The following is a 12,855-nucleotide window of genomic DNA, read 5'->3' as shown; positions in this document are numbered from 1 at the left end:
CCCGACTACCAGTTCTGGCCGCCCCCGTACCCTCCGCCGCCACGCTGCTCCTGCTGGCGCTGGTCCTGCTCGGCCTCGGCGTTGCGGTCCTGCAGCTCCTGCTCCTGCGGCGACAGGCTCGACTCCTCCTCGCCGTCCTCGCCCCCCTCACCGTCGTCCGAGGGGTCCTCGCCGTCGTCCCCCTCGGAGCCCTCCTCCTCCTGGCGCTGGGCCTCCCGGTTCTGCTCGCGGCTCTCGTCCTGCCGGCGCTGGATCTCGTCGTTGGGGTTGCCGCTCTCGCCGTCCTGCGACTCGTCCTCACCATCCTCGCCGTCCTGCGACGAGTCCTCGTCGCCCTCCTGCGGCTCGTCCTGCGACGGGTCCTCACCGCCGTCCTGCGACTCGCTCTCGGACGGGCTCTCCGACGGGCTCTCCGAGGGGTCGTCGGACGGGCTGTCCGACGGGCTCTCGGACGGCTCGTCCTCGATCGGCTCGGTGGTGCACGGGCCCAGCGCCTCGAGGGCGTCGGTGAGGTGCTGCTCGACCATCGGCCGGTCCTCGGCGGCGAGCGCCTCGTCCGCCAGGGTCTCGTAGGACAGGGACAGGTTGCGACGCACGAGGCACTCGGGCAGCTCGGGGTCGACCTCACCGTCGTCACCCTCGGTCCCCTCCGGGACCAGCTCGAGAGCCTCGGTCAGCTCGGTGACGGCGGTCGCCGCCTGCTCCGCCATGAGCGCGGAGGTACCCGTGTTGTAGACGGCGATCCACGGGCGCGGTCCGAACCGGGTGTCGTCGGCCAGGGCGGCATATCCGTCGATCGCCGCGGCAGGATTCTCCTCCGCGGTCGACCGGTGGGAGTCGTCGGCGAGGGCGATCCCGATGAGGAACGGTCCCGCCGTGAGCGCGATGCCCAGCAGCGGAGCGGACCACGCGAGCATGCGGCGCCTGCGTCGCAGCCGCTCCGGAAGGCCGCGCCCGGCCTCGTCGGGGCGCGCGTCGTCGCCTGTCGTCAGGGTCATGACCTACCTCCTGAGGCTCGCGGACCACCGGCCGCTCCGCCGCCCGCACCCGGACCACCCCGCCCGCCGGAGCCCGCACGCGCGGCGAGCGCCGCGCGCCGGGTCGCCTCCGTGTCGAAGGTGGCGCGCATCCGCCGGGCGAGCTCGAAGGCCTCCCAGGCGAGCAGGGCGACCAGGACGTACATCGCCGGCCACCACACGTCCCGGTAGACGTCGACGTTCTGGCGACCGTCGGCCCGGGCGATGGCCTCGACGTCGATGCCCGCGACCAGCTGGTCCAGGCCGCCGGGCTGGGTGCGGTGCTCGTACCCCACGCCGAGCTCCTCGGCCACCGTCCGCAGGTTCGCCTCGTCGATCGTCGAGATCGCGGGCTCTCCGGTGGAGTCGTCGATGATGTAGGGCGCGGTGGTGCCCGGCCCCGTGCGCTCGGTGCCGTCATAGCTACGCATCTGCCCGCCGTCGGCGGTGCCGTAGCCGAGGACCGCGCCGCCGTCGATGTACGGCGCCGAGTCGGACCACGCGCCCGGCAGCTGCTGCTGGGAGGTGTCGCCGGCGGTGTTCTCGCCGTCGGACAGGACGAAGACGAGGCGGACGTTGCCAGGGCTGGACTCCTCGGCGCGGGCCAGGGCCTCGGTCAGGCTCTGGCGGGGCCGGTCGATGGACGAGCCGCCGGAGTAGTAGGTGACCTCCTGCCGCAGGGTGTCGACCCAGGTCCCGACGGCGCGCGCGTCGCTGGTCAGCGGAAGCTCGCGGGTGGCCTGCGAGTCGAACGCGACGATCGAGAACCGGGCGCCCGGCATCGACTCCACGATCTCGGCCATGTCGGCGCGCACACCGGCCAGGCGGGGCTGGGCGTCCTCGTAGTCCTCGGCGGCCATCGACCCGGTGCGGTCGACGACGAAGAACACGTCGGCGTTGGTGCCGACCTCGGTCTCCTCGGCGGGGATCGCGGGCGCCATGCCCACGACGACGACGCACAGCACCATGCCCGTGCGCCGCACCCAGGACCACTGCGTGCCCTCGTCCGAGGAGCGGGCGCGCAGCAGCCCGTGCACGCAGATCGCGAGCAGGACGAGCGCGACCAGTGCCACGATCCACCAGTCCCAGGCCCAGCGCAGCGTCATGAGCGCACCCGCCAGACGAGGACGAGGAACCCGGTCAGACCGGCGACGAGCCAGCCGAGCCACCGGTCGGGGCGGTCGGTGACGACGACCGTCGGGTCGGCGTCGAGCTCGGCCTCCTGCTGGTCCTGGACCTGCTCGACGATCGCCGGGACGGCTCCGGGGTCGCCGAGCTCGTAGAACACGCCGCCGTGCTCCGTGACCACGCTCTCGTACTCGTCCCGCATGGGGCCACCGGCCGAGCCGAGGGTCGAGGCGTAAAGACCGTGCACGGTCACGCCGCGCTCCTGCGCGAGCTCGGCGGCCTCCTCCAGCTCGTAGACCGGGTCGCCCGCGATCTCGTTGTCGGTGGCGAGGATGATCGAGCGGGAGCGCTCGTCGTCGTCGAGGTCGAAGCCGTTGACGCAGTTCGCGAGGCCGTCGCCGATGAGCGAGGAGGACATCGAGCTCGTCGACGTGGTGCCGCGCATGTAGGAGTCGATCTCCTCCCAGTCCGTGCTGCTCCAGTCGAGGTAGGAGCCGAGGACCTCCGCGCCGTGCTCGAGCTCCTCGTTGACCAGGGCGTAGTCGTCGGTGAGGGGGAAGACCACCCGGGTGGTCGAGTTCCAGATGTTGAGGGCGATGCGCTCGCCGTCGAAGGACTCCACGAGCTCCTGGAACTCCGCCATGATCTCGGCGTCGAACTCGATCATGGAGCCGGACACGTCGAGGCAGAGCACGATGTCCCGGTTGGTCAGCTCCTCGTGCCGGACGTCCCGGTCGACCGGGCGGGCGGCGAGCGCCCCGCCGGCGACGCTGGTCAGCGCGAGCACCGCGGCGGCACCGCCCAGGAGGATCCGCATCGTCCGCATGCGCTGCTGGTAGCGCGGCAGGGACCGGATGAAGCTCGAGTTCGCCACCCACGTGACGTCCTCGGGTCGTCGGGTGCCGCGGACCGCGAAGAACCAGCCCAGGGCCGCCGCGGCGAGCACGACGACGATCGCGACCGGCCACAGCCAAGGAGTCACCATCGCTCGATCACCTCCACGGCGCCGTCACGTGCGGCCCGGGCCTCGGCGTCGGACCGGTGGGCGAAGCTCGGCTCCTCCCACACGCGCAGCAGCGAACCGGCGCGAGCGGTGGGGTCGTGGCCCGAGATGTCCCGCACCGTCCACGAGCGCACGTCGCGACCGACGCGCTCGGAGACGAACGCGCGCATCGTGCGGGCGAGCTTGAGGTGCAGGGCCCGCAGGTCGAGCGCCCCGGCCTCGTAGGCGGCGTAGTGCTCCTCGACCTCGGCGAGGAAGCGGGCGCGCTCGGAGTCGGCCATCGTCAGCGGCACGGCCGTCCGGGCGCGCTCGCGCCGTGCGGAGGTGAGCACGAGGACGAACGCGATCCACGCGGCGGCGGCCAGCACGAGCACGACGCCGGTGACGAGGACCCACCAGGGGTAGTCCCGCAGCCCGGCGAGGTCGGTGCCGAGGTCAACGGCGGACACGTCGAGACCTCCCCAGCAGGTCGAGCAGTGCGCCGACGACCTCGTCCTCGGACGAGGCGACGACGTGGTGGACGCCGCGGCGGTCGAGCAGCCGGGTGGCTGAGGTGGCGCGGCTGGCCGCCGCCTGGTCGACCTGCGCGGCGAGCACGTGGTCGTCCCGGACGAACGCCGGCAGGCGCTCCCAGCCGTCGACGTCGGCGGTGGGACCGATGCCCTGCGCGGTGGGCATCGCGTCGCCGACGCGCACGACGAGGACCTCGTGGCGGGTGCGCAGCCGGCGCAGCGAGTCCTCGTGCTCGGGGCCCGGCCGGGCCTCGTCGGTGATGAGGACGACCAGGCAGCGCTGGGGGAAGCCGGTGAGGACGCGGTCCATCACCCGTCCGACGTCGGAGTGCGGCGCCTCGAGCGTGAGCGCGTCGTCGACGATGCCCAGCACGGACTCCAGGTGCGCGGTGCCGTGCCGCGCGGGCCGCTGGACCATCCGCTCGGCGTCCCCGGCGACGAGCGCGACGAGGTCGCCGCGGGCACGGGCGACGTAGGCGATGATGTCCGCCGCGAACATCGCGACGTCCTTCTTCGAGATGCCCGAGGCGCTGGTGGCGGCCATGGACACGCCGGTGTCGAAGGCGAGGACGGTCGACAGGTTCGACTCGCGCACGAAGCGCCGGATGATGGGATGACCCGCGCGCGCCGAGGACTTCCAGTCGATGTCCTTGACGTCGTCGCCGGGGTGGTACTCGACCTGGTCGTCGAAGTCCTGGCCGTGCCCGGAGAAGATCGAGCGGTGCCGGCCGTCGAGGAGACCGCTCGCGCGGCGCACCGTCGGCAGCTCGAGCCGCGCCCGGATCTGCTCCAGCCTGGAGCTCGACCGATCCACCGGGTCCCCTACGGCGTCGGGACGGCGGCGAAGACCGCGTCGACGAGCGCCTCGGGGGCGACGTTCTTGGCCAGCGCGTCGTACGTGCGCACGAGCCGGTGCCGCAGGACCGCGTGGCGCAGCAGCTTGACGTCGTCGGGCACGACGTAGGTGCGCCCCTCCTGGAGGGCGACCGCCTGCGCGACGCGCAGCAGGGCGATCCCGCCGCGCGGGGAGGCGCCCACCCGGACGTGGTCGGAGAACCCGGGCAGCGGTCGGGGCCCGCCGCCACGCGTGGTGTTGATGAGGGCGACGATGTACTGCTTGATCGACATGTCGACGTAGACGCGCGACGTGAGGTCCTGGAGCAGCTCGACGTCCTCGAGGCTGATCGGCTGCGTGTCGATCGGGCTGTTGAGCGAGCCCGACGCGATCCCGGAGAGGATCTCGACCTCCTGGGTCGGCGTCGGGTAGGTGAGGACCTCCTTGAGGACGAAGCGGTCCATCTGGGCCTCGGGGAGGACGTACGTGCCCTCCTCCTCGATGGGGTTCTGGGTGGCGAGCACCATGAAGGGCCGGGGCAGCGGGTAGACCTCGCCGCCGATCGAGGTCTGGCGCTCCTGCATCGCCTCGAGCATCGCCGACTGCGTCTTGGCCGAGGAGCGGTTGATCTCGTCGAGCAGGACGAGGTTCGCGTGCACGGGGCCGAGCTGGGTCGTGAACTCGCCGGTCGCGTAGTTGTAGATCTGCGTGCCGACGATGTCGTTCGGCATGAGGTCGGGCGTGCACTGGATGCGGTGGAACGAGCCCGAGACGGCGGACGCCAGCGTCTGGGCGGCCGTCGTCTTCGCCAGGCCGGGCACGGACTCCAGGAGGATGTGGCCGCCGGCCATGAGGGTGGAGAGCAGGGCCCGGCGCAGGTCGTCCTGGCCGACGACCCGCGTGTTGAAGACCTCGGTGACCTGGCGGACGAGGTCGGTGGCGCGCCAGACCTCGTCGTCCTTGATCCGCTTGACGCGGGCCCTCGCCTGCTGCTCGGGCTGGGCGGTCCACTCAGGCACGAGTACTCCCTCACGATGCTCGGTACCACTCCGGCGGGGTGGCCCGAGCAGACTACCGACGCGGACCCGCCCGCACGTGGTGCGCACAGGGCAGTGCTTCCCACCGCCGTGCGCACCCCTTCGTCCACACCTCCGCCGTCCACACCTCCGGGCGAACCCGGGCCGGGCAGGGTGCCGACGTACCCTGGCCGGGTGCCCAGCCTGCCCGTGACCCCCGGCGCGCGACGGGCCGTCGCCGGCGGGCTCCTGGTGTGCGCCGCAGCCGTCGTGGCGCTGGTCCTGGCGCTCCTCTCCTCCGGGGCGGCCGAGCCCGCGCTGCTCGCCGACCCCGGCGCCCTCGTCCGCTGGGGACTCCCGCTGGTCACGGTCGTCACGCACCTCGCGGCGACGCTGACCGTCGGCTGCTTCGCGGTGGCCGCAGTTGTCCTCGTCGGCCCCGCGAAGGCGCGCACCGTCAGGGTCAGCGCACGCGAGCGCGCCGCCCGCGCCGCGGCCGCCCCGGGCGAGCGCACCGGGTCGACGCCGGCCCCCGTCCGGAACGACCGCAGGCATGCGGCGAGGCCCCCGACGAAGGCGTGGACCGCCGTCGTGCGCGCGGGGACCGCGGCGGCCGTCGTGTGGGGGCCCGCCCAGGTCGCCCACCTCCTGCTCACGCATGCGTCCGTCGTGGGCGAGCCGCTGACCGGTGAGCTCTACACCGCCTCGCTGCGGCAGTTCGTCACCGAGCTCGACCTCGGGGTCACGCTCGTGTGCGCATCGGTGCTCGCGCTGCTCGTGGGGCTGGTCGCGGTCTCGACCTCCGGGCCGGCCGGCGCCGCGTGGACCGCCGTGCTCGGCGTCGTGGCGCTCGCGCCGATCGGCTTCACCGGCCACGCCAACGGGGCCGCGAACCACGAGGTCGCGATGACGGGCATGTGGCTGCACCTCGCCGGGGTCGTGCTGTGGATGGGGGGCCTCGCCGGGCTGCTCCTCGCCGGCCGCCACCTGGGCTCGTCGGACCTCTCGCGGGCGGCGCCGCGCTACTCGTCGATCGCGGCCTGGGCGTCGATCCTCGTCGTCCTGTCCGGGGTGGCGAGCGCCCTCCTGCGCGTCAACGGCCTCGGCGAGCTCGTCACCACGGGCTGGGGTCGCCTGCTGCTGGTGAAGATCATCGCCACCGGCCTCCTGCTCGCCGCGGGCGGATGGCACCGGCGCTCGACCCTGCCCGCCCTCGCGCGCGGTGCCCGCGGCGCGTTCACGCGCCTGGCGCTCGGCGAGGTCGTCCTCATGTCCGCCGTCGTCGGGGTGGCGGTCGCGCTCGGGTCCAGCGAGACGCCGGTGCCGATCGCGCCGCCGCCCGACCCGACGCCGACCTACGTGCTGACGAACTCGCCGGTCCCGCCGTTCCCGACCCCCCTCGCCTACCTCACGGTGTGGCGACTCGACCCCCTCTTCGTCCTCATGGTCGGCGCCGGGCTCCTCGTGTACGGGCGGTGGGCGCTCCGGCTGCGGCGCCGCGGCATCCGCTGGCCCGTGAGCCGGACGATCTGCTGGTACCTGGGGATGGCCGTCTTCGCCTACCTCACGATCGGGGCGCCGGCCGTCTACGGGGACGTCCTGTTCAGCGTCCACATGGCGATGCACATGGCGCTGACGATGCTCGTCCCGCTGTTCGTGGTGCTCGCCGCCCCCGTCACGCTCGCGCTCCGCGCGCTCCCGGTCCGCCAGGACGGGTCGCGCGGGCCGCGGGAGTGGCTGCTCGCGCTCGTCGGGTCGCCGTGGGCGAAGGCCTGGGCGCACCCGATCGTCGCGGGGGCCAACTTCGCGGGCTCCCTCGTCGTCTTCTACTTCACGCCGCTGTTCGACCTGGCGCTCGGCAGCCACGTGGGCCACATCCTCATGGTCGTCCACTTCTCCCTGGCCGGGTACATGTTCGCCAACGCCCTCATCGGCATCGACCCCGGGCCGACGCGACCGCCGTACCCGCTGCGGCTCGTCCTGCTCATCGCGACGATGGGCTTCCACGCGTTCTTCGGAGTCGCCGTCATGCAGGCGACCTCGCTGCTCGGCGCCGGCCACTTCGGCTGGCTCGGCCTGCCCTGGGGCGTGGACGCGATGGCCGACCAGGAGGTCGGCGGCGCGATCACCTGGGGCGTCGGCGAGTTCCCGACGCTCGCGCTGGCCGTCGGGGTGGCGGTGCAGTGGGCGCGGTCGGAGAAGAAGGAGGCCCGGCGCGTCGACCGCCGGGCCGACGCCGACGGCGATGCCGAGCTGGCCGCGTACAACGAGATGTTGGCCGCCCGGGCGCGGGGCGACCGGGGCCGGTAGCCCAGCGGGTCAGAACCGGACGTCGTCGCCCTCGACGCCCACCGCGATCCCGTCCCCGACGACGGTCGTGCTCGTGAGGACCAGCCCCTCGGGCAGGCCCTCGAGCGGCACGTAGTGGTCGAGCGGCAGCCGGCTGCCGACCAGCGGGATCGACGACAGCTCGGTGCTGACGCCGCCGAGCGTGCCCCGGTCGAGGTGGAGGTGGATGCCGCGGCCGTCGTCGGTGGGCGCGACGTCGGCGGTGACGTGGATGTCCCCGCCGAGGATGCTCGTCGTCAGTACGAGCTCGTTGCCCTCGATGTCCGCCTCGAAGCTGCGCTCGCCGAGGACGGGAACGTCGAACGTCGCTTCCGCCACCTGCTCCTGCACCAGCTCGAGCGGGACCGTGCCGCTCGCCTCGAGGCGGGCCACCTCGATCGGGGCCCGGAACCCGACGCCGGTCATCCAGCCCCGGACGTCCATCAGCTCGACGTCCGGCAGGACCATGCGGTCGGCCGTGAAATCGATGCGGTCGATGCGGCCGGAGACCACCTGCGGGAGGAAGGGGAAGCCGTCCAGCCGCACGTCCGGGTTCTCGACCTCCTGGGTGAAGGAGACGATCGCGTCGTCGGCCTCGGCGCGCGCCCGCATGAGGGCCCAGCGGTCGGCGACGAGCAGTCCGACGACGAGCACCAGCGACGCGATCACCAGCGAGAGCACCCAGCGCTGGACCACGCCGGAGCCCGCCCGGCGCCACCAGCCACGCACGGCCTGGGCCGCGCCCTGGACGGCGGCGAGCGCCGCGGGGGTGCCCGGGTCGCGGTCGCTGTGCTCGGCACGCGCGTGGTCGGGGTCGTCGTGCGGGGAGGGATCGGCCACCGCGCCGGCGTCCTGGGCGCCGGGCGCGGCGTCGGACCCGGCCGCGGCGTCCGACGCGAGAGGGGCGCCACCCTCGACGACCGGGACCACGGCGGTACCGCCCGCGCCGTCGAGCTCGGCGGTGTCGCGCTCGTGGGCGGACGTGGCCGACCCGGAAGCCTCCACCTCACCGTGCTCGGGGAGCTCGGGCACCTCGCTCGCGGGCTCGCTCGCACGGGGTGCGGTGCTCGCCGTCGGGGGCTCCGACCCCTGGTCGGTGCCGGCCTCGGCGACGACGTCGGGCACCGGCTCGGGCAGGACGTCGGGATCGGGCTCGGGATGTGCCGCATCCGGATCGGACTCGGGATGCGCCGCGTCGGCGGCATCGGTCCCCGGGGGCCCGGTCGGATCCGCCACGGGGTCGGGCGAGCGGTCCATGTCGTCGTCGGAGGTCCCGGGCAGCACGCGACAACCCTAGGGTGAGCGGCGTCCGTCGGCGGGGGTCAGACCTGCCCCCGAGACCGGGCTCGACGACCCTGGCGCGCAGCCGGTCCGGTTCGGTGCCGTCACGGGCCCACGCGCCGGCCGCGCCGTGCCGGCCCGTTCGACCAGCGCCATCGGCCCCTCGATGACGGCCTCGACGAGCTCCTGCACCCGTGCGTCGCTCACCACACCTGGTCGGCGGCGGGCAGCCGCCCTGCGTACACTCCCGGGCAGACTCGCGATGGAGGACACGGCCGTGACCGGCACCGACGACAGCAACGACCCCGCACTCGAGGCGGCCGATCCGGCGACCCCGCTCACCCGCCTGCAGGAGCTCGCCGAGCACCACCCCGAGCTGCGCCCGGCGATCGCCGGCAACCCCTCGACCTACCCGGGCCTGCTCGAGTGGCTCGGCAACCTCGGGGACAGCGAGATCGACGAGGCGATCGCCCAGCGGCGGGCGCGCACGGCGGGCATCGACCCGGACGAGCCGGCCACGGCGCCGGTGCGCCGTCCGACCGCCGAGCGCTTCGGCGCCGCGGGGGGCAGCACCAGGCGCCCGACGACCGAGTCACCCGCCGTCGAGGCGTCCCCCGCCCGTCCGGTCACTCCGCCGGACGGCTCCCCGACCACCACCCGCACGCCGGACGCGCCGCCGCGCCAGATCGACGAGCCGCGCCGCGCGGTGCCCTGGGCGGGCATCCTTGCCGTCGCCGCGGCGCTCGCCGTCATCGTGCTGGGCGCCCTGTGGATCTTCAACCTGCCCGGCGACGACGACCAGCAGCCCACCACCGCCGGCGAGCCCGACCCGGACTTCCCGCCGGCCACGACAGAGGCGCCGAGCGAGGGCGACGAGGAGAGCCCGGCGACCGACGAGATCGCGGAGGCGCTCGCCGCCCTCGAGGCACTGCCGTCGGGCTCGGACTGCTCCGACGCCGGTCCCGACACCGAGGTGGTCCAGGCGTTCGCCTCCGCCGCGGCGCCCGACGGGACCTGGGGCGACCCCGCGCACGGCGACCGCGTCGTCGACTCCCTCATCGCGCTGAAGGACGAGTGCGGCCAGGAGCACGCCGAGGCGGTCGTCGACATGATCCTCGGCGACTCCGGGACGAACCCGGCGCTTCGTACGGCGATCGAGGCCGACATGAGCTGGCTGGAGGTCCCCGAGATCCCGGCGGACGCCGAGCAGATGCCCGGGTTCTGGGTGCAGGGCGCGAACATGGCGTGCAACCTCAGCGGGAGCGACGTCGTGTGCACGATCGTCGACCACTCGCTCGACACCCCCGAGGGCTGCCTGCCGGGCGGGATCAGCGTCGAGATCAGCTCCGACGGCGAGGCCGGCGTCAACTGCAACCGATCCGCGAACGCCGACCCGCTCCTGTCGGACGGCCAGTCCGCGTACAACGGTGACCTGGCGTGCACGGTGACCGGGGTCGACGTCGAGTGCTGGTCGACCGAGTCCGGCGGCGGCTTCCGCCTCGGCCCGTCGGTGCTCGAGACCTACTGAGCGGTGCCGCCGGGCGGGCCGCACGGAGGACGTCCCCCGCCGCGGCGCCGGCGTCGCCACGCCGTCCGCGCGTCGCGAACACGGCGGGTATCGGGCAGACACGGGCCGTCACGCCGTGGTGCGATGCACCGGTGACCGACGACGACGCGACCCGTACCCCCTTCCACGACCTCGACGCCTACGTCGCGCTCGGGCGCGTCTCCGGACTCGCGCTGAGCCCCGACGGGACCCGCCTGGTCACGTCCGTCGCCGCGCTCGACGACAAGGCCACCCGGTACCAGAGCTCGGTGTGGGAGCTCGACCCGGCCGGCGAGCGGCCGGCCCGGCGCCTCACCCGGGGCGGGAGCGGCGAGTCCGCCCCCACCGTCACCGCGTCGGGCGACCTCGTGTTCACCGCCGCGCGGCCCGACCCCGCGGACGAGGAGGGCGAGCGCGCCCGCGCCTGGGTGCTGCCCGCCGGCGGCGGCGAGGCCCGCGTGCTCGCCGACCACCCCGGCGGCGTCGAGGCCGTCCTCACCGCCCGGGCCGCGGACACCGTGGTCGTGGCCGGCTCCCCGTTGCCCGGCTCGTCCGACCTCGAGGACGACACCGAGCGGCGCACGGCGCGCACCGAGAAGAAGGTCGCCGCGATCCTCCACACCGCCTACCCGGTCCGGTTCTGGGACCACGACCTCGGCCCGGGCCGCGCCCACCTCTACCGCGTCGACCCGCCTGCGGACGGCGCCGAGGGCCCCGGCACGCTGCACGACCTCACGCCGGACGCCGGCGTCGCCCTGTTCGACGGCGCGTACCTGCTCAGCGACGACGGCACCACGCTCCTCGCGGCCTGGTCGCTCCCGGCGGCGCGCGGCGAGCTCCGCACCGGCGTGGTCGCCATCGACGTCGCCTCGGGCGAGCGCCGGTGGGTCGCCGAGCCGTCGGCGGACCTGGAGTTCTCGCCGGTCGCGCTCACCCGGGACGGGGCGCGCGCCGTCGTCGCCGTCGAGCGGCCCTCGACGCCGGAGCGGCCGCCGATCGTCACCCTCGCCCTCGTCGACCTCGCCACGGGGGAGCGGACGGAGATCGCCGCGGGCTGGGACCGCTGGATCAACGAGGCTGTCGTGCTGCCGGACGGCTCGGGGATGCTCGCGGTGGCCGACGACCGGGGCCGCGCACCCGTCTTCCACGTCCCCTTCGACGGTGCCGACGTCACCCGGCTCACCGCCGACGGGGCGTTCTCCGACGTCCGGGTCTCGCCCGAGGGCACCGTCGCGTACGCGCTGCGGGCGAGCTACGGAGCCCCTGCCGCACCGGTGCGCCTCGACCTGTCGGTGCTGCGCGAGCCGGCCCTGGGGGGCGCCGAGGTCACCGAGGTCCCCTCTCCCGTCGACGCGCCGGAGCTGCCCGGCACCCTCACCGAGATCGAGGCGTTCGCGCCCGACGGCCACCCCCTGCGCGGCTGGCTCGCCGTGCCCGACGGCGCCACCCCCGAGGCACCCGCCCCCCTGCTCCTGTGGGTGCACGGCGGGCCCGTCTCCTCGTGGAACACCTGGTCGTGGCGGTGGAACCCGTGGATCGCCGTCGCCCAGGGGTACGCCGTCGTGCTGCCGGACCCGGCACTGTCGACCGGCTACGGGTGGGACTTCATCGCGCGGGGCTGGGGCGCCTGGGGCGCCAACCCCTACACTGACGTCCTCGCCGTCACCGACGCCGCGGCGTCCCTGCCGGAGATCGACGACACCCGCACCGCCGCGATGGGCGGCTCGTTCGGCGGGTACATGGCCAACTGGATCGCCGGGCACACCGACCGGTTCGACGCGGTCGTCACGCACGCCTCCCTGTGGAACATCGAGACGTTCGCCGGCACCACGGACGTCGGCTGGTTCTGGCAGCGCGAGATGACGCCCGAGATGCGCGCCACGCACTCCCCGCACCATTCAGCGAAGGACATCTCCACGCCGATGCTCGTCATCCACGGCGACAAGGACTACCGGGTACCGATCGGCGAGGGCCTGTCGCTGTGGCGCTCCCTCGTCTCGGAGTCGGCCCTGGCCATGGACGACGCGGGCCGGACCCCGCACCGGTTCCTCTACTTCCCCGACGAGAACCACTGGATCCTCACCCCGCAGCACGCGAAGCTCTGGTACCAGGTGGTGCTCGGCTTCCTGGGCGAGCACGTGCGCGGCGAGGAACCACCCGCGACGCCGGACCTGCTGGGCTAGGTGCTGA

At 74.2% G+C, this 12,855-nt stretch carries 10 protein-coding genes; 3 read left to right on the top strand and 7 right to left on the bottom strand.

The features are described from left to right. Window positions 1–5: 5 nt before the first annotated feature. The 6 genes from ACZLKG_RS01575 to ACZLKG_RS01550 are packed head-to-tail and all read right to left on the bottom strand — an operon-like array spanning window position 6 to window position 5,513. On the bottom strand, window positions 6–998 hold the full coding sequence (locus tag ACZLKG_RS01575; protein ID WP_463647691.1) for a hypothetical protein: 993 nt from the start codon (window positions 996–998) through the stop codon (window positions 6–8). Beyond that, window positions 995–2,122, bottom strand: coding sequence for a vWA domain-containing protein (locus ACZLKG_RS01570; RefSeq protein WP_463647690.1), 1,128 nt, complete (start codon window positions 2,120–2,122; stop codon window positions 995–997). Before ACZLKG_RS01570 ends, ACZLKG_RS01575 begins: the two co-directional genes overlap by 4 nt. Further along, complete coding sequence (locus tag ACZLKG_RS01565; RefSeq protein ID WP_463647689.1) at window positions 2,119–3,129, bottom strand: vWA domain-containing protein; 1,011 nt, start codon at window positions 3,127–3,129, stop codon at window positions 2,119–2,121. Before ACZLKG_RS01565 ends, ACZLKG_RS01570 begins: the two co-directional genes overlap by 4 nt. Next, the gene (locus tag ACZLKG_RS01560; RefSeq protein ID WP_425707445.1) at window positions 3,123–3,596 is read right to left on the bottom strand and encodes a hypothetical protein; all 474 of its coding nucleotides are present in this window, start codon (window positions 3,594–3,596) and stop codon (window positions 3,123–3,125) included. The genes ACZLKG_RS01565 and ACZLKG_RS01560 overlap by 7 nt, the downstream gene beginning before the upstream one ends. After that, window positions 3,583–4,473 carry a DUF58 domain-containing protein gene (locus ACZLKG_RS01555; protein WP_425707444.1) on the bottom strand — a complete coding sequence of 297 codons (891 nt, stop codon included), beginning with the start codon at window positions 4,471–4,473 and terminating at the stop codon, window positions 3,583–3,585. The genes ACZLKG_RS01560 and ACZLKG_RS01555 overlap by 14 nt, the downstream gene beginning before the upstream one ends. Before the next feature lie 8 nt (window positions 4,474–4,481). Continuing rightward, window positions 4,482–5,513 carry an AAA family ATPase gene (locus ACZLKG_RS01550; RefSeq protein ID WP_425707443.1) on the bottom strand — a complete coding sequence of 344 codons (1,032 nt, stop codon included), beginning with the start codon at window positions 5,511–5,513 and terminating at the stop codon, window positions 4,482–4,484. A gap of 192 nt (window positions 5,514–5,705) precedes the next feature. Between ACZLKG_RS01550 and ACZLKG_RS01545 the strand changes: the two genes are divergently transcribed. Continuing rightward, window positions 5,706–7,820: a cytochrome c oxidase assembly protein gene (locus ACZLKG_RS01545; RefSeq protein WP_463647688.1), complete on the top strand. Its 2,115-nt coding sequence runs from the start codon at window positions 5,706–5,708 to the stop codon at window positions 7,818–7,820. Window positions 7,821–7,829: 9 nt separating this feature from the next. Here the strand turns inward: ACZLKG_RS01545 and ACZLKG_RS01540 are convergent, their stop codons facing one another. Next, window positions 7,830–9,122 carry an LmeA family phospholipid-binding protein gene (locus tag ACZLKG_RS01540; RefSeq protein ID WP_463647686.1) on the bottom strand — a complete coding sequence of 431 codons (1,293 nt, stop codon included), beginning with the start codon at window positions 9,120–9,122 and terminating at the stop codon, window positions 7,830–7,832. 274 nt (window positions 9,123–9,396) lie between these two features. Here ACZLKG_RS01540 and ACZLKG_RS01535 point away from each other — a divergent pair, with 274 nt between their 5' ends. Further along, window positions 9,397–10,647, top strand: a complete 1,251-nt coding sequence (locus ACZLKG_RS01535; protein WP_463647685.1) for a variant leucine-rich repeat-containing protein — start codon at window positions 9,397–9,399, stop codon at window positions 10,645–10,647. Between the two features lie 131 nt (window positions 10,648–10,778). After that, complete coding sequence (locus ACZLKG_RS01530; protein ID WP_463647684.1) at window positions 10,779–12,848, top strand: alpha/beta fold hydrolase; 2,070 nt, start codon at window positions 10,779–10,781, stop codon at window positions 12,846–12,848. Window positions 12,849–12,855: the final 7 nt, after the last annotated feature.

This window comes from Georgenia sp. Z2081 (genome assembly GCF_055326445.1).
The sequence above is the reverse complement of the archived record's forward strand: the minus strand, read 5'-3'. Positions and strand labels throughout refer to the sequence as shown.